This is a genomic window from Phaeovulum sp. W22_SRMD_FR3, from assembly GCF_052113705.1.
Lineage (GTDB): Bacteria > Pseudomonadota > Alphaproteobacteria > Rhodobacterales > Rhodobacteraceae > JBGQOG01.
Genome location: NZ_JBGQOG010000032.1, coordinates 15,855 through 33,751, shown reverse-complemented (window position 1 = coordinate 33,751; position 17,897 = coordinate 15,855). Strand labels below are relative to the sequence as shown.

Here is a 17,897-nt window from a genome sequence, read left to right as displayed (position 1 = left end):
CAGGATCAGAAGGTGGAGTTGACGCTGGCGGTGCTCAGGTAGCCCGAGATCTTGCCGGTGAGGGCCTGGGTCTGGCCGCGCACCATGGTCAGCGCGGCGGCGCCGAGGCCGACAACGGCGGCGGTCAGCACGACCCAGTCAACCGTGACCGCGCCTTCTTCGTCGTTGCGGAAGTTTTTGAAGAGTTTGAAGAATTTCATGATGTCGTTCCTTTGGGATCAGGGATGATATGTCCGCAGAGGGACATCAGGATCAGAAGGTGGAGTTGACGCTGGCGGTGCTCAGGTAGCCCGAGATTTTGCCGGTGAGGGCCTGGGTCTGGCCGCGCACCATGGTCAGCGCGGCGGCGCCGAGGCCGACAACGGCGGCGGTCAGCACGACCCAGTCAACCGTGACCGCGCCTTCTTCGTCGTTGCGGAAGTTTTTGAAGAGTTTGAAGAATTTCATGATGTCGTTCCTTTGGGATCAGGGATGATATGTCCGCAGAGGGACATCAGGATCAGAAGGTGGAGTTGACGCTGGCGGTGCTCAGGTAGCCCGAGATCTTGCCGGTGAGGGCCTGGGTCTGGCCACGCACCATGGTCAGTGCGGCGGCGCCGAGGCCGACAACGGCGGCGGTCAGCACGACCCAGTCAACCGTCACCGCACCTTCTTCGTCGTTGCGGAAGTTTTTGAACAATTTGAAGAATTTCATGGGGTCTCTCCTGAGGATCTTTGGGGTGTGTTCTTGTCCGGTCCGCGGTCTGCCCGAAGGCCGTTGTGTCGCGGTATGAGGATGGTATGCCCCCCGATCTGGGCGTGATTGCGGCAGCGATCGTGAAACTTTGCGTCAAATTCGGTCGAATTTCGGGGCGTGGAGGCCGAAAGCATGGATTCTGGCGGCCGGTGCGCGGGTTTGGCCGTGGCGCGCCATCTGCAGCAGTGCCGGGCGCAAACATGCGCGACGGTGGTGCCCGCAATGTGTGAAAGCGCGGCGGCGTTGTCACGAGGAGTGCCAGCGAGACGAGGGCGCGGAGGGCGTGGTCGCGGAGGGCGGGGGCGATGGCGGCCGGGCGCGGGCGCTGTGCTGCCTGCGAACGGGGTTCTCGGGCGGCTTCCGGTCTTGAGGGCGCAGGCGCTCCGGATCGGGGGCAGAAACAGCAAAAGGCCGCCCGAAGGCGGCCTTTGATCCCCGGTTGGGGATGTCGGGATCAGAAGGTCGAGTTGACGCTGGCGGTGCTCAGGTAGCCCGAGATCTTGCCGGTGAGGGCCGAGGTCTCGTTGCGCACCATGGTCAGCGCAGCGGCGCCGAGGCCGACGACGGCGGCGGTCAGCACGACCCAGTCAACGGTCACGGCACCTTCTTCGTCATTGCGGAAGTTTTTGAACAGTTTGAAAAATTTCATCGGGTCTCTCCTACCGAATTGGGTTGCATTCTCGCGTCACCTTCAAGGTTCGCCGCCTCTGACCTCGGCCTACCTCAGCGGAATAGCCAAGTTTTCGCGGGGGATGGTGGCGGGAATGGGGCAGGCACCGGACATTTTCCGGGATCGGTAAAACTGTCGGAAATATCTCTGCCGGGCGTTGAAAACAAAGGCATTCGGTCAGATCCCGGCGTGGAGTCGCGGTGCTGCGGCGCCCGGTTTGGGGCAATTACGGCACAAAGAAGGGCGGGGCTTTGGCAAAGAGGCCGGAATTACTGGCAATTTAAGGCAATCTGACCCATAGTTTCGGCAAAAGAAAAGACTGAGGCAGAGCAGGATCCCGCGCAGATGCGCCATTTGTCGAGTGCGATGTTGATCTGCACGGCGCTTTTTGCCGTGCCCGCTGGTGCTGAAGGCAGCGCCCAGCCCTATCCGGATTTCACCTTCAAGCGGGTGGGCGTGCCGAAACCCGGCACCGCCAAGCGCATCACCATTCAAATTGACCCCGAAGAACAAAAGCGGCTTTTGGCGGCGGTGATGCCCGCACCGGAGGTACCCTTTTCGGTGTTGCCGCCGGTGGCCGTCGCGCCCGGACCGCTGGACTGGTACTGGGAGGCGGTGTCTCCGGCGCTGGGCGCGCGGGACGGGCGCTATCCCAAGGCGCTCGCGGCGCTGAGCATGGGGCCGAACGGCAGCGCCGTGCCCGCGCCGCGTCTGGCGCAGCTGCAACAGATCGCCGAGGCGCATGGGCGCGATATTCTGGCCGCCACCATTGGCACACAGGTCAGCCCGGCGCTGGTGCTGGCGATGATCAATGTCGAAAGCGGCGGCCGTGCGGATGCGGTCTCCGGTGCGGGGGCGGTGGGGCTGATGCAGCTGATCCCCGCCACGGCAGACCGCTTCAAAGTCGCGGACAGCACGGACCCGGTGCAGAACATCAAGGGCGGCGTCGCCTATCTCGATTGGCTGATGCAGGAGTTTGACCGAGATCCGCTGATGGTGATTGCCGCCTATAATGCGGGCGAAAATGCCGTGAAAAACAACGGTGGCGTGCCGCCCTACGGGGAAACCCGCGCCTATGTGCCCAAGGTGCTGGCGGCTTTTGATGTGGCGCGCGGTCTGTGCCTGACGCCGCCCGAACTGGTGACCGACGGCTGCGTCTTCGCCGTCAAAGGATAAACAGATGTCTGATTCAAAACCCCTTGTCCTCGATGTTGATGGGACGTTCCTTAAAACCGACATGCTGCTTGAGGCCTTTTGGGCGGGGCTGGGCCGCAATCCTTGGGCAACGCTGCGGGCCAGTCTGCGGCATTTCCGGCAACCCGCGCGGCTGAAAGCAGAGCTGGCGGCGATCGCACCGCTGCGCATTGATCTCTTGCCGGTCAACCCGGCGGTGGCCGAACTGGCGCTGAACGGCGCCGCCACCGGGCGCGAGGTCATCCTCGCTTCGGCCTCGGATGCCAGCCAGGTGGCGCCGCTCGCCGCGCAATATGGTCTCTCTCCCCGGGTTTTCGCCTCGGACGGCAGCCACAATCTCAAGGCCGGTGCCAAGGCCGCGGCGCTGGTGGCGGCCTTTGGCGAGCGCGGGTTCGACTATGCCGGCAACAGCACCGCTGATCTGCCGGTCTGGGCCGTGGCCGAGAATGCGCTGGTGGTGGGGCGCGTGCGCGGGACAGATGCATTGGCCGGACAGGGTCAGAACGTGGTCGCCTTGCCGGGGGCCGAGGGCGGCTGGCGCGGCGCGCTGGTGGCCATGCGCCCGCATCAATGGGTGAAGAACATCCTGCTGCTGCTGCCCCTGATCGCCGCGCATCGCTTTGATCTGGCGACACTGATACCGATTCTCTGGGGGATTGTCGCGTTTTCCGCGGCGGCCTCGTCGATCTACATCGTCAATGACCTGCTTGATCTCGAGGCCGACCGGCTGCACCCGAAAAAGAACCGGCGCCCCTTCGCCTCCGGCGCGGTGCCGATCGGGCGCGGCATGGTGACGGGCGCTTTGCTGGCGGTGCTGGCGCTGGGGGTGGCGGCGGCGCTGAATCCAGGCTTTTTGGCGGTGGTCATCGGCTATATGATCACCTCGCTGGCCTATTCGCTCAAACTCAAACGGATGCGCTGGGTGGATATTGCCACCCTCGCCACGCTTTACACGATTCGCGTGGTGGCCGGGGCTGCAGCCGGGCAGGTGGATGTCTCGATCTACATGCTGATCTTCATTTTCCCGGTCTTCATCGCGCTCGGCTGCGTCAAGCGTCTGACCGAACTAACCCTCGCCACCAATGACGAGCGCCTGCCGGGCCGGGGATATGGCCGCCCCGACCGCGAAGATCTGCTGCATGTCGGCGGCCTTGGCGTCTGCGGCGCGCTGGTGATCTTTTTCCTCTATTCGGTCTCGGATCAGGGCCGCGCGCTCTATCCCGACACCTGGCTGATGTGGCTGGCGCTGATTCCCATGGCTTGGTGGCTGGTCCGGATGGTGGTGCTGGGCTGGTTCGGCCAGCAGGACTACGACCCCATCGTCTTTGCGATGAAGGACAAGCTGGGGTTGGGCATTCTGATGATCACGCTCAGCCTGATGTTCTGGGCGGCGGGCCTCTGGGCGGATTGGTTCGGCGGCTAACTGGCCGGGTGGGCGGTTGCGCGCCGCCCTTCGGTTTGCTTCGGTAAAAATATCCCCGCCGGAGGCTTCTGTGGCAGCCACGGGAGCCTCCGGCGGGGATATTTGAAATCAGGCAAAGTTCAGATCTTCAGCTTCTTGAACAGCGGCTCCGGGATCGCGCGGATGATCAGCATGATGTAGCGCCAGAAGAAGGGCGTGTAGATCACGTTGCGGCGCTTTTTCACGGCGCGCAGAATGTCTTCGGCCACCGCCTCGGGCGGGGCGACGAGAAAGAGGCCGGGCAGGCCCCAGGTCATCGCCGTGTCCACAAAGCCCGGTTTCACCGTGACCACATGGCCCCCGGCGCGGGTCAGCCGGTTGCGCAGGCCCGAGAGATAGGTGTGAAACCCCGCCTTGGCCGCGCCATAGACGTAATTGCCCAGCCGCCCCCGGTCGCCCGCGACCGAGCCAACGCCGACGACGGTGCCGCCGCCGCGCAGTTCCTGCACTGCGGCCAAACGCTGCAAAAAGCGCGCCGGGCCGGTAAAGCTGTCGGTGATCACCCCCGCAATCAGATCGGGATCGGCGTCGATCTCGGCCTGCGGCGGCATTGAGCCGAGGAAAACCGCGGCATTCAGCGCGCCCTCTTCCGCTTCGGCGCGGGCCAGCAGGCGGGTCGCATCCTCGGGCAGGCGGGCGTCAAAGCGGACCACTTCGGCCAGCGCCGCGCCGCGCAGACGGCAATCTGCGGCGAGGGCCTCCAGCTCTGCGGTGTCGCGGCCCGCCAGCAGCAGCCCTGCGCCGTCCTGCGCCAGACGGCGGGCGAGGGCGCGGGCCATGGACGAGGTGGCGCCGAGCAAAATCCAGGTGCTGTTCATGCCGGGTTCCTCAGTTTCAGGCGGCGGGTCAGGTCGGTTTCCAGACGGCGTTCGGGGTCGATGCGGGCGGTTTCGGCCTGCCAGTCGGGCAGATCGGGGTACATGGCGCGCACCGCCGCCCCTTCGGCCAGGCTGTCCTTGGCAAAGTAAATGCGGCCCCCGGCCTCGGCCGACATCGCTTCAAGCCGCCGGATCAGCAGCTGCGCTTCGGCACGGGCCGGAAAGTCGACGGCGAGCGTGTAGCCCTCCATCGGGAAGGAAAGATACCCCGCGCGCCCCGGTCCCATGCGTTTCAGCACGGCCAGCGGCGAGGCGAGGCCGGAACCTGCGATGGCGTCCAGCATCAAGCGCAGCGCCGGAGCCTCGGCCAGCGGCACCACGCATTGAAACTGATGAAAGCCCCTTTTGCCGTAGAGGCGGTTCCAGTCATGGATCTTGTCGAGCGGGAAGAAAAAGTCGCTGATCGGCTTGACCAGGGTGCGGCCGCGCGGGGGCACCCGGGCGAAATAGGCGGCGTTGAAGGCGCGCACGACGGGACGGGCCAGCGCCAGATGCGGCGCATCAAAGGGCACTTTGCGAAACTTCAGACGGTTGCGCACGAGACCCGCGCCGGTCTCGCCTTCCTCGACGATACCGCGTCCCAGCGCGGCGCCGGTGGCGGTCGCGTCGATCCATCCCACCGAATAGCTGGCCTCGGAGCCATCCAGCAGGCTCAGATGTTCGTCCCAGTCGCGGGCGCGCCGTTCGGTGACCAGCATCACATCGCCCTTGCAGGGCATGAGCCGGAGCGTGGCGCGCAGGATCACCCCGGTCTGGCCAAGCCCGCCCAGTGTCGCGCGAAAGAGCGGGGTGCCCGGATGCGCGGTGACTTCGCCCCCGGATTGCAGCAGGGTGACCGAGGTCACGTGATTGCCAAAACTGCCCATCTGATGGTGGTTCTTGCCATGCACATCCATCGCGATACAGCCGCCGATGGTGGCAAAGCCCGTGCCCGGCATCACCGGCGGCAACCAACCGCGCGGCGCGAAGATTGCCGCGATTTCCCCGATGCGGGCGCCGGCTTCGACGGTCAGCAGCCCGGTTTCGGGGTCAAAATCCAGCATCCGGTCCAGCCGGGTCATGTCGATCACCCGGCCCGCATCGGCCAGACAGGCATCGCCATAGCTGCGCCGCATGCCCACGGCGGGGCCCGCCCCCGCCAGGGCGGCCAGTTGTGCCTGCCGTTCGGGGCGGGCAATTTCGCCCGTGGCGCGCAGCGCGCGGCCCCAACCTGCATATTCGGTCATTTTCCAGGACATGATGCGCCTTTTAGGGATGAGGAGAGGCGGCCGCGCGCGCCTCGGCCAGCGGGAATACCGCGAGGCCAAGGGCGAGGGCGAACCACAGGGTTGTCAGGCGAATGACGGCGGTGGCGGGAACCGAAATGTCCAGTCCGACGCCGTTGAGCGACAACAGCGCCACCATCGCCGCTTCGGCACCGCCAAGGCCACCGGGGGCCCCGGTCAGCCCGCCTGCGAGCGTGGCGAAGGTGAAAATGCCAATCGCAGTCCACAGGCCGATGTCAGCCCCCATCCAGCTGAGGAGAAGATGGAAGGCATAGCCCTCGGCCAGCCAGCCAAGCAGCCCGAGGCCGAGCACGCCGACCAGGGTGGCCGGATGGCTGAAGCGTGTCAGGCTGCGGCTGGCGCGGCGGGCACGGGCGAAGAGCGCGGGTTTCCAGCCGGTCAGGCGATAGGTTTGGGTCAGGATCCGGGCCAGCACCGTGGGGCGGGTCAGCAGCACGGCCAGCAAAAGGCCCGCCAGTGTCACCGGCAGTGCTGCGCCCAAACCGGCCTGACCCTGTCCGGCCAGGAGGGTCGCGGCGCCCAGCAACAGCGCCATGACCGCCAGATCCCCGGCGCGGTCCATCAGCGCGAGGGGGGCCGTCCGCTCCACCGCCCAGCCGGTTTCCCGGCGCAGCCAGCGCATGCGGACCAGCTCGCCCAGCCGCCCCGGCGTGACCGCCATCGCAAAGCCGCCGAGATAATGCCGCAGGTTTTGCCGCAGGGCCGTCGGCAGGCCGAGACGCCGTGCCAGAACATGCCAGCGCAGCCCCCGCAGCCCATAGTTGACCAGCGAGAGCAGCAGCAACAGCGCCAGCTGTGCGACCGACAGTCGCGCCAATTGCGCCCCGATCTCGCGCCAGCCGGTGGCCGAGGCCAGCCCCGCCAGCCCGAGCACAAGCGCCAGAACAAGGCCGCCGATCAACAGCCGGTCACTGATGCGGGAAGCCCGCATCGTCGCCCGCCGGGCGTTGCGCATCGGGGGCGCGGAAAGGGAAAGGGGATCTGTGCTGCTCATGGCCCCGGTTCTAACGTCGGAATGGGGCGAGATTATGATGCTGTCGCCGTTTTGGCGACAATCTGTTTACCTTGTTTTCGGCGGCGCACCAATCGGGCGCCGCCGGAAGGTCTGCTCAATGGCTGATGACATCCGCCCAGTCGGGATGCCGCCGGGCCTGCGCCGCGACAAAGGGACAAAGCGGCACGATCTTGACGCCTTCGGCCCGGGCATCGGCCACCAGCCGGGCGGCCAGCGCCTGACCGGCCCCCGTGCCGCGCATGCTGTCGGGCACAAAGGTGTGGTCGGCGATGATCAGCACCGGGGAGGTGACCGAATAGGTCAGCTCGGCCTCGGCCCCGTCCGGCCCCGCCAGAACATAGCGCCCTTTGGAGGCGCCATGTTCCCGCCGGATCTGGGGTGCGGCGGCGTCCGGGTCAGTCGACAAGGGTCGCCTCGGTCGCTGCGCGCAGTTCGGCCTCGGTCACGCCCTTGGCCAGTTCCACCAGCTTCAGCCCGCCCTCGACCACATCCAGCACCCCGAGATTGGTGATGATCCGGTCGACCACGGCCTTGCCGGTCAGCGGCAGGGTGCAGGCCTTTAGCACTTTCGATTCGCCGTGTTTCGAGGTGTGGTCCATCACAACCACCACGCGGCCGACGCCCGCCACAAGGTCCATCGCGCCGCCCATGCCCTTGACCAGCTTGCCCGGGATCATCCAGTTCGCCAGATCGCCGTTTTCGGCCACTTCCATCGCGCCCAGAATCGCCATCGCGATCTTGCCGCCGCGGATCATCGCAAAGCTCTGCGCAGAATCGAAATAGGCGGTCTGCGGCAATTCGGTGATGGTCTGCTTGCCCGCGTTGATCAGATCGGCATCTTCCTCACCCGCATAGGGAAAGGGGCCCATGCCGAGCATGCCGTTCTCGGATTGCAGGGTCACATTCACCCCCTCGGGGATGTAGTTCGACACCAGCGTCGGAATCCCGATCCCGAGATTCACATACCAGCCGTCCTGCAGTTCCTGTGCCGCGCGGGCGGCCATCTGGTTCCGGTCCCAAGCCATGGATCAAGCCTCCCGCTGGCGCACGGTGCGCTGTTCGATACGTTTTTCGTGGTCGCCCTGAATGATGCGGTGCACATAGATGCCGGGCAGGTGGATGCCATCGGGATCAAGGCTGCCCAGCGGCACGATTTCCTCAACCTCTGCCACGCAGATCTTGCCACAGGTGGCGGCGGGCGCGTTGAAGTTGCGCGCGGTCTTGCGGAAGACGAGGTTGCCCGAGGGGTCGGCCTTCCAGGCCTTCACAATCGCCAGATCGGCGACGATGCCGCGTTCCAGAATATAGGTCTGGCCGTCGAAATCCTGATGCTGCTTGCCCTCGGCAATCACCGTGCCAACGCCGGTTTTGGTGTAAAAGCCGGGAATGCCCGCGCCGCCCGCCCGCATCCGCTCGGCCAAGGTGCCCTGCGGGTTGAACTCCAGCTCCAGCTCACCCGAGAGGTATTGCCGCATGAATTCAGCGTTTTCACCGACATAGGAGGAGATCATCTTTTTGATCTGCCGGGTTTTCAGCAAAATCCCAAGCCCGAAGTCATCGACGCCGCAATTGTTCGAGGCGATGGTGATGTCTTTGGTGCCTGCGTCTTTGATCGCGTCGATCAAGAGTTCCGGAATCCCGCACAGGCCAAAACCGCCCGCCGCGATGAACATGCCGTCGCTCAAAAGCCCGTCAAGGGCTTCGGCGGCGGATGCATAAACCTTCTTCATGGTGTGCTCCCCCCATTTCGGTTGCGAAATTTGTGACGCGGGGGAGGGCCTCTGTCAATCGCCGCGCTGCAGCAGAAAGGGGTATTCGGGTAAGTTTATGGTGCGACTGTACCGCCATGCGGAACGCGCCCGCTGCGACACCGCCGGAGGGACGGTTCCTCCGGCGGTGTCGGATTGGCCGTGGCTCTGGTTCAGCCGTCGCTGTCGTCGCTGGCCTTGGCGGCTTTCGCCTTCGGGGCGGCTTTGGCCTTGGCAGGAGCCTTGGCAGCGGCTTTCGTCGCAGTCTTGGGCTTGGCGGCGGCCTTGGGCTTTGCCGCCGCTTTCGGCTTGGCGGCCGCTTTCGGTTTTGCCGCGGCCTTTTTGGTGGTCTTGCCCTTGCCGCCTTTTGACGCTTTCTCCGCCAGAAGCGGCAGAGCCTCCTCCAGCGTCATTGCCTCCGGCTCAACATCTTTCGGCAGCGTGGCGTTGATCTTGCCCCATTTCACATAGGGGCCATAGCGGCCCGGCATCACCTGCACGGGGCCGCCATCGGGATGCTCGCCCAGCTCTTTCAGCGGGGCCGCAGCCGCCCCACGGCCCGCGCCGCGCGCCGCCTTTTGCGCCAGCACTTCCATCGCGCGGTTCATGCCGATGGTGAACACCTCCTCCACCTCCGGCAGGTTGGCGTAAGTGGAATTGTGTTTCACATAGGGGCCATAGCGGCCGATCCCGGCCTCAACCAGCGCGCCGTCATCGGGATGCGTGCCAATCGCGCGCGGCAGCGCCAGCAGGCTGAGCGCCCGTTCAAGGTCAATGCTTTCCGGCGACCAGCCCTTGGGCAGGCTGGCGCGCGGCGGTTTCGGCTGTTCCGTGGTGGCCTCCCCCGCCTGCACATAGGGGCCAAAGCGGCCGTTGCGCATGCTGATCGGCTCGCCCGCCTCGTTATGGCCAAGGATCTTGCCATCCAGCGCCGCCGCCGCCCCATCCTCGCCGCCGGGCGTCGAGATCGGGCGGGTATAGCGGCAGTCGGGGTAGTTGTTGCAGCCGATGAAAGCGCCACCCGAACGGGCGGTTTTCAGGTTCAGCCGCCCCTTGCCACAGAGCGGGCAGACCTTGGGGTCAGAGCCATCTTCACGCGGCGGGTAGAGGACGGGCGAGAGAACCTCGTCAATCTTCTCAAGCACTTCGGTGATGCGCAGCTCTGCCGTTTCGCCGATGGCCGCCGAGAAATCGCGCCAGAAGCGGGCGAGAACCTCTTTGTAATCGCGGCTGCCCGCCGAGATGTCATCAAGCTCTTCTTCCAGATCGGCGGTGAAATCATATTCCACATATTTGCGGAAGTAATTCACCAGAAAGACCGTCACCAGCCGCCCGGTATCCTCGGGGATCAGCCGGTTCTTGTCCTTGCGGACATAGCCGCGGTCCTGAATCGTGGTGACGATGCTGGCATAGGTCGATGGGCGGCCGATGCCCAACTCTTCCATGCGTTTCACCAGCGTCGCTTCGGTATAGCGCGGCGGCGGCTGGGTGAAATGCTGCTCGGGGCTGATGCTGCGCTTGTCGGCGGGCTCGCCCTGCATGATCTGCGGCAGGCGCGCGCCATCCTCATCGCCTTCGTCGTCGCGGCCCTGATCATAGACCTTGAGGAAGCCGTCAAACAGCATGACCTGACCGGTGGCGCGCAGTTCGACCTGCGCATCGGCGCTGGCGACATCGACGGTGGTCCGCTCCATGCGGGCGGCGGCCATCTGGCTGGCGATGGTGCGTTTCCAGATCAGGTCATAGATCTTGCGCTGATCATCCTCTACCCGCAGCTTGTCGGGCGAGGCGGCCATATCGGTCGGCCGGATGCATTCGTGGGCTTCCTGCGCGTTCTTGGCCTTGTTTTTATACATGCGCGGGCTGTCGGGCACATATTCGGCACCAAAGCGGCGTTTGATCTCATCGCGGGCGGCCATCACCGCTTCGGGGGCCATGTCGATCCCGTCGGTCCGCATATAGGTGATGTAGCCCGCCTCATAGAGGCGCTGGGCGGCGGACATGCAGGCCTTGGCCCCCATGCCGAATTTGCGGCTGGCCTCTTGCTGCAGGGTCGAGGTCATGAAGGGCGCCCACGGGTTGCGGCTGGCGGGCTTGGCTTCGACCGATTTCACCGTCAATGCGCGGGAAGTGACAGCCGAGACCGCCAATTCCGCAGCTTCCGCGGTGGGAATGTCGAATTTGTCCAGTTTCTTGCCGCCGAGCACGGTCAGCCGGGCCTCGAATTCCTGCCCGCGCGGCGTGGCGAGCACGGCGCCGACGGTCCAGTATTCGCGGGCACGGAACGCCTCGATCTCCATCTCGCGGTCGACGATCAGCCGCAGGCAGACCGATTGCACCCGCCCCGCCGATTTCGCGCCCGGCAGCTTGCGCCAGAGCACCGGCGACAGGTTGAACCCCACGAGGTAATCCAGCGCGCGGCGGGCAAGATAGGCCTCGACCAGCGCGGTATCCACCTCGCGCGGTTTCGCCATCGCCTCGGTCACGGCGGCTTTGGTGATCGCGTTGAAGGTGACTCGGCTGACCTTCTTGCCCTTCTTGATCGAGGAGGCGAGCGCCTCCTGCAAATGCCAGGAAATCGCCTCGCCCTCACGATCAGGGTCGGTGGCGAGGATCAGTTCGTCATCGTCCTTCAGCGCCTCGGTGATCGCGCGGATGTGTTTTTTGGAATCCGCCGCAATCTCCCATTTCATCGCGAAATCGTTGTCGGTGTCGACCGAACCATCTTTCGGCGGCAGGTCGCGGACATGCCCGAACGAGGCCAGAACGGTATAGTTCGACCCCAGATATTTGTTGATGGTTTTGGCCTTTGCGGGGGATTCGACTACAACAACGGCCATGACTTCCTCGTGCAACTTCGCGGGATCGCTTTGGGCGCGGAACATGTGGGGCAGCGGGGGGGAATGTCAATGCAGCATGGGAAGGGCGCTCTGGGTGGCCCGCGCCTGCTGTGTCCTGTGCCATCTGCCCGCAGGGACGGGCGCGCGTCAAAACACCCGGGCGATCAGCCCGCCGGGATGGCGCGAAATAACCCCCGCCATTTCGAGCAGCAGCAGCTCGGGGGCGATGGCGGCAGCGCTGACGCCGAGGTCGCGGATCAGCTGGTCCTCGGGCAGGGGGGTGGGGCCCAGATGGTCGAGCAGACGCAAGCGCAGGGTGTCAGGGCCGCGGCCATTTTCGGGGCTCGTGCCCTTGTGGAAGCCCGTGCTTTGACCTTGGGCGGGGCCTTCTGCCGTGGGCGGGGTCGCCAAGGCCGCGGTTGTTTGCGGGGGGGCGGATTTTTGAACGCGTACCGGCGCGGGCTGCGCCGCCTCCCGGCTCTGGCCCGTGGCGATGTGCGGTGTATGTTGCGGCCTGTCAGGGCCCGGGCGATGGTCGGGCGATTGCTGCGGCATCGCGTCGAGAATATCCTGAGTGTCGCGCACCAGCACGGCGCCATCGCGGATCAGCGCATTGCAGCCCGCGGCGCGGGCGTCGAACGGGTGACCGGGCACGGCCATCACCTCACGCCCCTGATCGAGCGCGGCGCGGGCGGTGATGAGGCTGCCCGAGCGCAGGGCCGCCTCCACCACCACCACCGCCTGTGACAGGCCCGAGATGATGCGGTTGCGCATGGGAAAATGCCGGGCCTGCGGCGCGAGACCCGGTGCATGTTCGGACAGGCGCAACCCTTTTTGGGCGATCCCGGCAGCAAGCGCTGCATTTTCCGGGGGGAAGATCACGTCGATTCCCCCCGCCTGCGCTGCAATCGTGCCGGTGCCAAGGCTTGCCTCATGCGCGATGGCGTCGACGCCCCGGGCAAGGCCTGACACGACGACATAGCCCGCCGCGCCCAACCCCTCGGCCAGCTTGCGCGCCATGCGCCCGCCGAGGGAGGAGGCATTGCGCGCGCCCACCAAAGCGATCATCGGCCGCTGCAAAAGCCCGAGATCGCCCAATGCCCAAAGCACCGGAGGCGCATCGCGGATTTCGGCCAAGGCGGCGGGGTAATCGGCTGTCCCGAAGAGCAGGAGCTGAGCGCCCGCCCGCGCGCCTGCGGCCATTTCGGCGCGGGCTTCGGATTCGCTGCAGGGGGTGTAATCGGAAATGCCTGCGGCGCGGGCGGCTTCGGGCAAGGCCCGGAGCGCGGCCTGCGCCGATCCATGTTCCGCCAGCAGTTTATGGAAGGTCGCAACCCCGACGCGACGTGAGCGAATAAGGCGGAGGAAGGACAATCTATCTTCTTCCGTGGTGGGTGGGGTGAAGGGGGTGGGGTAAGAAAACAAATCTGCTTCCATCCTGCCCTCCGCCTCATTCGCATCCCCAAATTGACGCGGTAACCTTAACAGAAAGTTACCAGCGCGCCGATTCGGCGGGCTTTGCGGCAAATTTTTTGGGATTACTTCGCGCCTTGGAAACCTTTTGGCGCGCTGGCGCACCAAAGCGCATCAAAATCGCGTCCTTCGCGCGGTTTTGTGCGGCGGAAGGTTAACAACTTCTCACGTCGGAGTGCGGGCCCCATCCGAGGTCAGAGGAAGGCGAGTCGCGCCGGGGGCGGCGGCCCGGCGCAACCTGGATCTGCCCCCGGCGCTTGCATCAGGCGGCGCTGCCGCCCACCGTCAGCCCGCCGATCATCAGCGTCGGCTGGCCCACGCCCACCGGCACCCATTGCCCCGCCTTGCCGCAATTGCCGATGCCGGGATCCAGCTTCATGTCATTGCCGATGGCGCGGATCTGCCGCATCGCGGTGGGCCCGTCACCGATCAGCGTGGCGCCCTTGACCGGTGCGCCGATGACGCCGTTCTGCACGCGGTAGGCCTCGGTGCAGGAGAACACGAATTTGCCATTGGTGATGTCGACCTGCCCGCCGCCAAAGCCCACGGCATAGATCCCGTCCTTCAGGCTGGCCACGATCCCCTCGGGATCGGCATCACCGCCCAGCATATAGGTGTTGGTCATCCGCGGCATCGGGATATGCGCATGGCTTTCGCGGCGGCCATTGCCGGTGGGGGCGACGCCCATCAGCCGGGCGTTCTGGCGGTCCTGCATATAGCCCACCAGAATCCCGTCCTCGATCAGCACGTTCTTGCCAGAGGGCGTGCCCTCATCATCCACCGAGATGCTGCCGCGGCGGTCGGGGATCGTGCCGTCATCGAGCACGGTCACCCCGCGTGCGGCCACCTGCTGCCCCATCAGACCCGCAAAGGCCGAGGATTTCTTGCGGTTGAAATCGCCCTCAAGGCCATGGCCCACCGCCTCATGCAGCAAGATCCCCGGCCAACCGGCGCCCAGCACGACATCCATCTGCCCGGCAGGTGCGGCCACCGCGCGCAGGTTCACCTCGGCGATGCGCAGCGACTCGCGCACGGCCGCCTGCCAATGCGCCGGATCCAGCAGTCCGGTCAGGCCAAAGCGGCCGCCACCGCCGGTGCCGCCGGATTCCCGCCGCCCGTTTTCCTCGAGGATGACTGAGACATTTAGTCGCGCCATCGGCCGGGTGTCCGAGACCAGACCGCCCTCGGGGCGCAGAATGAACACCTCTTGCAGGCTCGCCGCCAGGGTGGCCGAAACCTGCACCACACGCGGATCAAGGCCCCGGGCGTAGGCGTCAATCTCGCGCAGAAGATCGATCTTGGCCGAGAAGCTGGCGTCCTGCATCGGGTCGCGGTCGCCATAAAGCCGCAGATTGGTGCCCGGCGGGGGAGGGGCCATCACCCCGCCGCCCGCGCCCACCGCCAGCCGGGCGGTTTCGGCGGCGCGGCGCAGGGCGGATTCACTGATTTCAGTGGCATGCGCATAGCCCGCCACCTCGCCACGTACCGCGCGCAGGCCAAAACCCTCGGCGGCATCATAGCTGGCGTTGCGCAGCCGTCCGTCGTCAAAGACCAGCGCCTCCGAGCGTTTGCGCTCTAGGAACAGCTCGCCATCCTCGGCCCCGGCGGTGGCCTCGCGCAGAAGTTTCAGCGCAGCGGCTTCTTCGATCAGCGTCTCGAAGGGCGAAAAGCGGGCGTCATCCATGTCATGTCCTTGTCCCGCCGCGAAATGCGGCGATCGGTGCGGCGTTGGGACGGCGGAAGGGGGCCGTCCTTGATCTGGGTCAAAAAGCGGCAAGAGGCCGCACGGTTTTCCTTGTCCCTTACACGACAATATGATTTTAGAATGTGCCCATACAACAGGGGTCGTGACCCGTCGTCACGAAACCTGTGCGCGGCTGGGAGAGCCGGACTAGGGAACGGGAAAATATAGATGCGCTTTGCGACCATTCGTCACGGCCTCGCCGCCGCCACCACCTCGATCTTGCTGGCCGGGGCCGCTTTGGCTCAGGACGGGATCACCGGACTTGAAGTGGTGGGCAAGCCCCATCAGGGCGGTCTGGGCTTTCAGCCGGCAGCGACCGAACTGGCCCGCGACCAGCAATGGCTGGATCATGCGGTGCTGATCATCATTGCCGTGATCACCGTTTTCGTCACCGGCCTGCTGATCTACGCCATCCTGCGTTTCAACAAGCGCGCCAATCCGGTGCCGGCGCGTTTCAGCCACCACACCCCGGTGGAAATCACCTGGACTGTGGTGCCGATCGTGATTCTCGTGGGCATCGCCTCGTTCTCGCTGCCGATCCTGTGGAAATCGCAGGAAATCCCGGCCGGCGACATCACCATCAAGGTCACCGGCAACCAATGGTACTGGTCCTATGCCTACCCGGATGACGGCATCGCCTTCGACTCGATGAAGCTCGAGAAGGATCAGCTGGCCGCTTATGGGTATTCGGATGACGAATATCTTCTGGCCACCGACAATGCGATGATCGTGCCGGTCGACAAGACCATCGTCGTGCAGGTCACCGGTTCTGACGTGATCCATTCCTGGACCATCCCGGCCTTTGCCGTGAAACAGGACGGCGTGCCGGGCCGGACCGCGCAGCTGTGGTTCAAAGCCGAAAAAGAAGGTATCTACTTCGGTCAGTGCTCGGAGCTGTGCGGCAAAGACCACGCCTACATGCCGATCACCGTCAAGGTCGTGTCGCAAGAGGTCTATGACCAATGGCTGACCCGTGCGAAAACCGAATTTTCGGCCGATGCCGGGACGGTTGCGCCGCAGGCCATCCAGCTCGCCGCGAACTGAGACGCGCAGAATACGTTCAGGTGTCGCCGGGCCTTGCGGGTCCGGCGGTTCCCATCGGGAGGAAGCCATGACCGACATCAGCACCTTTGACGACAGCCGCGAGGGCGAGTTTGGCGATTATGTCGCCTTGCTGAAGCCGCGCGTGATGTCGCTGGTGGTCTTTACCGCGCTGGTCGGGCTGGCGGTTGCGCCGGTGCATGTGCACCCGCTGCTGGCCTTCATCTCGATCCTGTTCATCGCGCTGGGCGGCGGTGCCTCGGGCGCGCTGAACATGTGGTATGACGCCGATATCGACACGGTGATGCGCCGCACCAAGGGCCGTCCGATTCCCGCGGGCAAGATCGCGGGGGGCGAGGCTTTGGGCCTTGGCCTCGCGCTGTCGGGCATTTCGGTGATGATGCTGGGCCTTGCCTCGAACTGGTTCGCAGGCCTCTTCCTCGCCTTCACCATCTTTTTCTACGCCGTCGTCTACACGATGTGGCTCAAGCGCTCGACGCCGCAGAACATCGTGATCGGCGGCGCGGCGGGGGCCTTTCCGCCGATGATCGGCTGGGCCGTCGCCACCGGCGGCATCAGCCTCGAATCGGTGATGATGTTCGTGCTGATCTTCATGTGGACGCCGCCGCATTTCTGGGCGCTGGCGCTGTTCATGAACGATGACTACACCAAGGCCGGGGTGCCGATGCTGCCAGTGACGCATGGCCGCCGGTCCACCCGCAAACATATCCTCGTCTACACGATCCTGCTGGCACCGCTGGCGCTGGGTCTTGGCCTCACCTCGATCGGCGGCCCCACCTATATGGCGGTGGCGCTGGTGCTGAACGCGATGTTCCTGCGCGGCGCCTGGGCGATCTGGAAGCGCGACGAGGCGCAGTCCGAAGCCGATGGCTACAAGGTTGAGAAGCGTTTCTTCCGCTTCTCGCTGGCCTATCTTTTCCTGCATTTCACCGCGCTCCTGCTTGAGGCAGGGCTCGGCCACTGGGGCCTGGGGGGCTGGTGATGGCACTGACGCGCGAATCCGATATTCACAAACGCCGCTTTGGCCGCAACATGGGGCTGGGCGCAGTGCTGCTGGCCTTTGTCGTGCTGGTTTTCGGCATGACCATCGTCAAGGTCGAGCATGGCGCGCAGATGGAAGCGTTCGACCATCAGCCGCGCGCCTCTGAATTGCCGAGAGATCCGGTCCCCGCCGCACCGCAGGTGTCACAATGAGCGGGAATGCCAACGGCCGTATGGCACTGCGTCTTGTCGGCGTCGTCCTGTTGATGGGCGTTCTGGCCTGGGTCGCCGTGCCTTTCTACAGCTGGTTTTGCAAAACCACCGGCTTTGGCGGCACGCCAAATGTGGCCGAGGCGGAATCGGATGTGATCCTCGATGAGATGATCACCATCCGCTTTGACGCCAATGTCGAGCGCGGCATGCCGTGGAAGTTCAAGCCGGTGGTCAATGAAATGACCCTGCGCATCGGCGAAACCGGGCTGGCCTTTTATGAGGCGACCAACCCGACCGACCGCGTGATCGCGGGCACGGCAAGCTATAACGTCAGCCCCGATCAGGCTGGCTATTATTTCGACAAGATTCAGTGTTTCTGCTTCACCGAACAGGTGTTGCAGCCGCATGAGACGGTGCAGATGCCGGTCAGTTTCTTTGTCGATCCGGAATTGGTGAAAGACAAGGAAGCGGGTAGCATCCGCAACATCACCCTGTCTTACACTTTTCACGAAACCGAATTGCCCGAGGAACAGGCGGCATTGACGCCTGCCACCCCGGCTCCTTACAACTGAGGCCCTCAGGGAAACCGAAAGCG

The 17,897-nt window shown here is 65.0% G+C and carries 19 protein-coding genes; 6 read left to right on the top strand and 13 right to left on the bottom strand.

The window, feature by feature from the left end:
- Positions 1-5 precede the first annotated feature (5 nt).
- The 4 genes from ACEN2S_RS22175 to ACEN2S_RS22160 form a co-directional block, all read right to left on the bottom strand.
- Positions 6-200 (bottom strand): hypothetical protein, encoded by a 195-nt coding sequence (locus tag ACEN2S_RS22175; RefSeq protein WP_441870609.1) that lies wholly within the window; start codon positions 198-200, stop codon positions 6-8.
- Between the two features lie 52 nt (positions 201-252).
- Positions 253-447, bottom strand: a complete 195-nt coding sequence (locus ACEN2S_RS22170) for a hypothetical protein (RefSeq protein ID WP_441870609.1) — start codon at positions 445-447, stop codon at positions 253-255.
- A gap of 52 nt (positions 448-499) precedes the next feature.
- Positions 500-694, bottom strand: a complete 195-nt coding sequence (locus tag ACEN2S_RS22165) for a hypothetical protein (RefSeq protein WP_441870609.1) — start codon at positions 692-694, stop codon at positions 500-502.
- 496 nt (positions 695-1,190) lie between these two features.
- Positions 1,191-1,385, bottom strand: a complete 195-nt coding sequence (locus ACEN2S_RS22160; protein ID WP_441870607.1) for a hypothetical protein — start codon at positions 1,383-1,385, stop codon at positions 1,191-1,193.
- Between the two features lie 366 nt (positions 1,386-1,751).
- Here ACEN2S_RS22160 and ACEN2S_RS22155 point away from each other — a divergent pair, with 366 nt between their 5' ends.
- Positions 1,752-2,582 (top strand): lytic transglycosylase domain-containing protein, encoded by an 831-nt coding sequence (locus tag ACEN2S_RS22155; protein ID WP_441870605.1) that lies wholly within the window; start codon positions 1,752-1,754, stop codon positions 2,580-2,582.
- Positions 2,583-2,586: 4 nt separating this feature from the next.
- Entirely contained in the window at positions 2,587-4,023 is a 1,437-nt protein-coding gene (locus ACEN2S_RS22150; RefSeq protein ID WP_441870603.1) for a UbiA family prenyltransferase, read from the top strand.
- Positions 4,024-4,142: 119 nt separating this feature from the next.
- Here ACEN2S_RS22150 and ACEN2S_RS22145 read toward each other — a convergent pair whose 3' ends face one another.
- The 9 genes from ACEN2S_RS22145 to tldD all read right to left on the bottom strand — a co-directional run bounded on the left by ACEN2S_RS22145 (position 4,143) and on the right by tldD (position 14,986).
- Complete coding sequence (locus tag ACEN2S_RS22145; protein WP_441870601.1) at positions 4,143-4,880, bottom strand: SDR family NAD(P)-dependent oxidoreductase; 738 nt, start codon at positions 4,878-4,880, stop codon at positions 4,143-4,145.
- Positions 4,877-6,178 (bottom strand): FAD-binding protein, encoded by a 1,302-nt coding sequence (locus ACEN2S_RS22140; protein ID WP_441870599.1) that lies wholly within the window; start codon positions 6,176-6,178, stop codon positions 4,877-4,879. Before ACEN2S_RS22140 ends, ACEN2S_RS22145 begins: the two co-directional genes overlap by 4 nt.
- A 10-nt stretch (positions 6,179-6,188) precedes the next feature.
- On the bottom strand, positions 6,189-7,157 hold the full coding sequence (locus ACEN2S_RS22135) for a lysylphosphatidylglycerol synthase transmembrane domain-containing protein (protein WP_441870597.1): 969 nt from the start codon (positions 7,155-7,157) through the stop codon (positions 6,189-6,191).
- 178 nt (positions 7,158-7,335) lie between these two features.
- The gene (locus ACEN2S_RS22130; protein WP_441870595.1) at positions 7,336-7,647 is read right to left on the bottom strand and encodes a GNAT family N-acetyltransferase; all 312 of its coding nucleotides are present in this window, start codon (positions 7,645-7,647) and stop codon (positions 7,336-7,338) included.
- Complete coding sequence (locus ACEN2S_RS22125; RefSeq protein WP_441870593.1) at positions 7,637-8,266, bottom strand: CoA transferase subunit B; 630 nt, start codon at positions 8,264-8,266, stop codon at positions 7,637-7,639. Before ACEN2S_RS22125 ends, ACEN2S_RS22130 begins: the two co-directional genes overlap by 11 nt.
- 3 nt (positions 8,267-8,269) lie before the next feature.
- On the bottom strand, positions 8,270-8,971 hold the full coding sequence (locus ACEN2S_RS22120) for a CoA transferase subunit A (RefSeq protein ID WP_441870591.1): 702 nt from the start codon (positions 8,969-8,971) through the stop codon (positions 8,270-8,272).
- A gap of 191 nt (positions 8,972-9,162) precedes the next feature.
- Complete coding sequence (gene topA, locus ACEN2S_RS22115) at positions 9,163-11,829, bottom strand: type I DNA topoisomerase (protein ID WP_441870589.1); 2,667 nt, start codon at positions 11,827-11,829, stop codon at positions 9,163-9,165.
- 147 nt (positions 11,830-11,976) lie between these two features.
- Positions 11,977-13,266 (bottom strand): DNA-processing protein DprA, encoded by a 1,290-nt coding sequence (gene dprA, locus ACEN2S_RS22110; RefSeq protein WP_441870587.1) that lies wholly within the window; start codon positions 13,264-13,266, stop codon positions 11,977-11,979.
- 298 nt (positions 13,267-13,564) lie between these two features.
- On the bottom strand, positions 13,565-14,986 hold the full coding sequence (tldD, locus tag ACEN2S_RS22105) for a metalloprotease TldD (RefSeq protein WP_441870585.1): 1,422 nt from the start codon (positions 14,984-14,986) through the stop codon (positions 13,565-13,567).
- A 228-nt stretch (positions 14,987-15,214) separates the two neighbouring features.
- Here tldD and coxB point away from each other — a divergent pair, with 228 nt between their 5' ends.
- The 4 genes from coxB to ACEN2S_RS22085 all read left to right on the top strand — a co-directional run bounded on the left by coxB (position 15,215) and on the right by ACEN2S_RS22085 (position 17,874).
- Positions 15,215-16,090 carry a cytochrome c oxidase subunit II gene (gene coxB, locus ACEN2S_RS22100; RefSeq protein ID WP_441870583.1) on the top strand — a complete coding sequence of 292 codons (876 nt, stop codon included), beginning with the start codon at positions 15,215-15,217 and terminating at the stop codon, positions 16,088-16,090.
- Positions 16,091-16,157: 67 nt separating this feature from the next.
- A complete protein-coding gene (cyoE, locus tag ACEN2S_RS22095) occupies positions 16,158-17,090 on the top strand; it encodes a heme o synthase (RefSeq protein WP_441870581.1) in 933 nt (310 codons plus the stop codon).
- Positions 17,090-17,302 carry a hypothetical protein gene (locus ACEN2S_RS22090; RefSeq protein WP_441870579.1) on the top strand — a complete coding sequence of 71 codons (213 nt, stop codon included), beginning with the start codon at positions 17,090-17,092 and terminating at the stop codon, positions 17,300-17,302. Before cyoE ends, ACEN2S_RS22090 begins: the two co-directional genes overlap by 1 nt.
- Complete coding sequence (locus ACEN2S_RS22085; RefSeq protein WP_441870577.1) at positions 17,299-17,874, top strand: cytochrome c oxidase assembly protein; 576 nt, start codon at positions 17,299-17,301, stop codon at positions 17,872-17,874. Before ACEN2S_RS22090 ends, ACEN2S_RS22085 begins: the two co-directional genes overlap by 4 nt.
- Positions 17,875-17,897 lie beyond the last annotated feature (23 nt).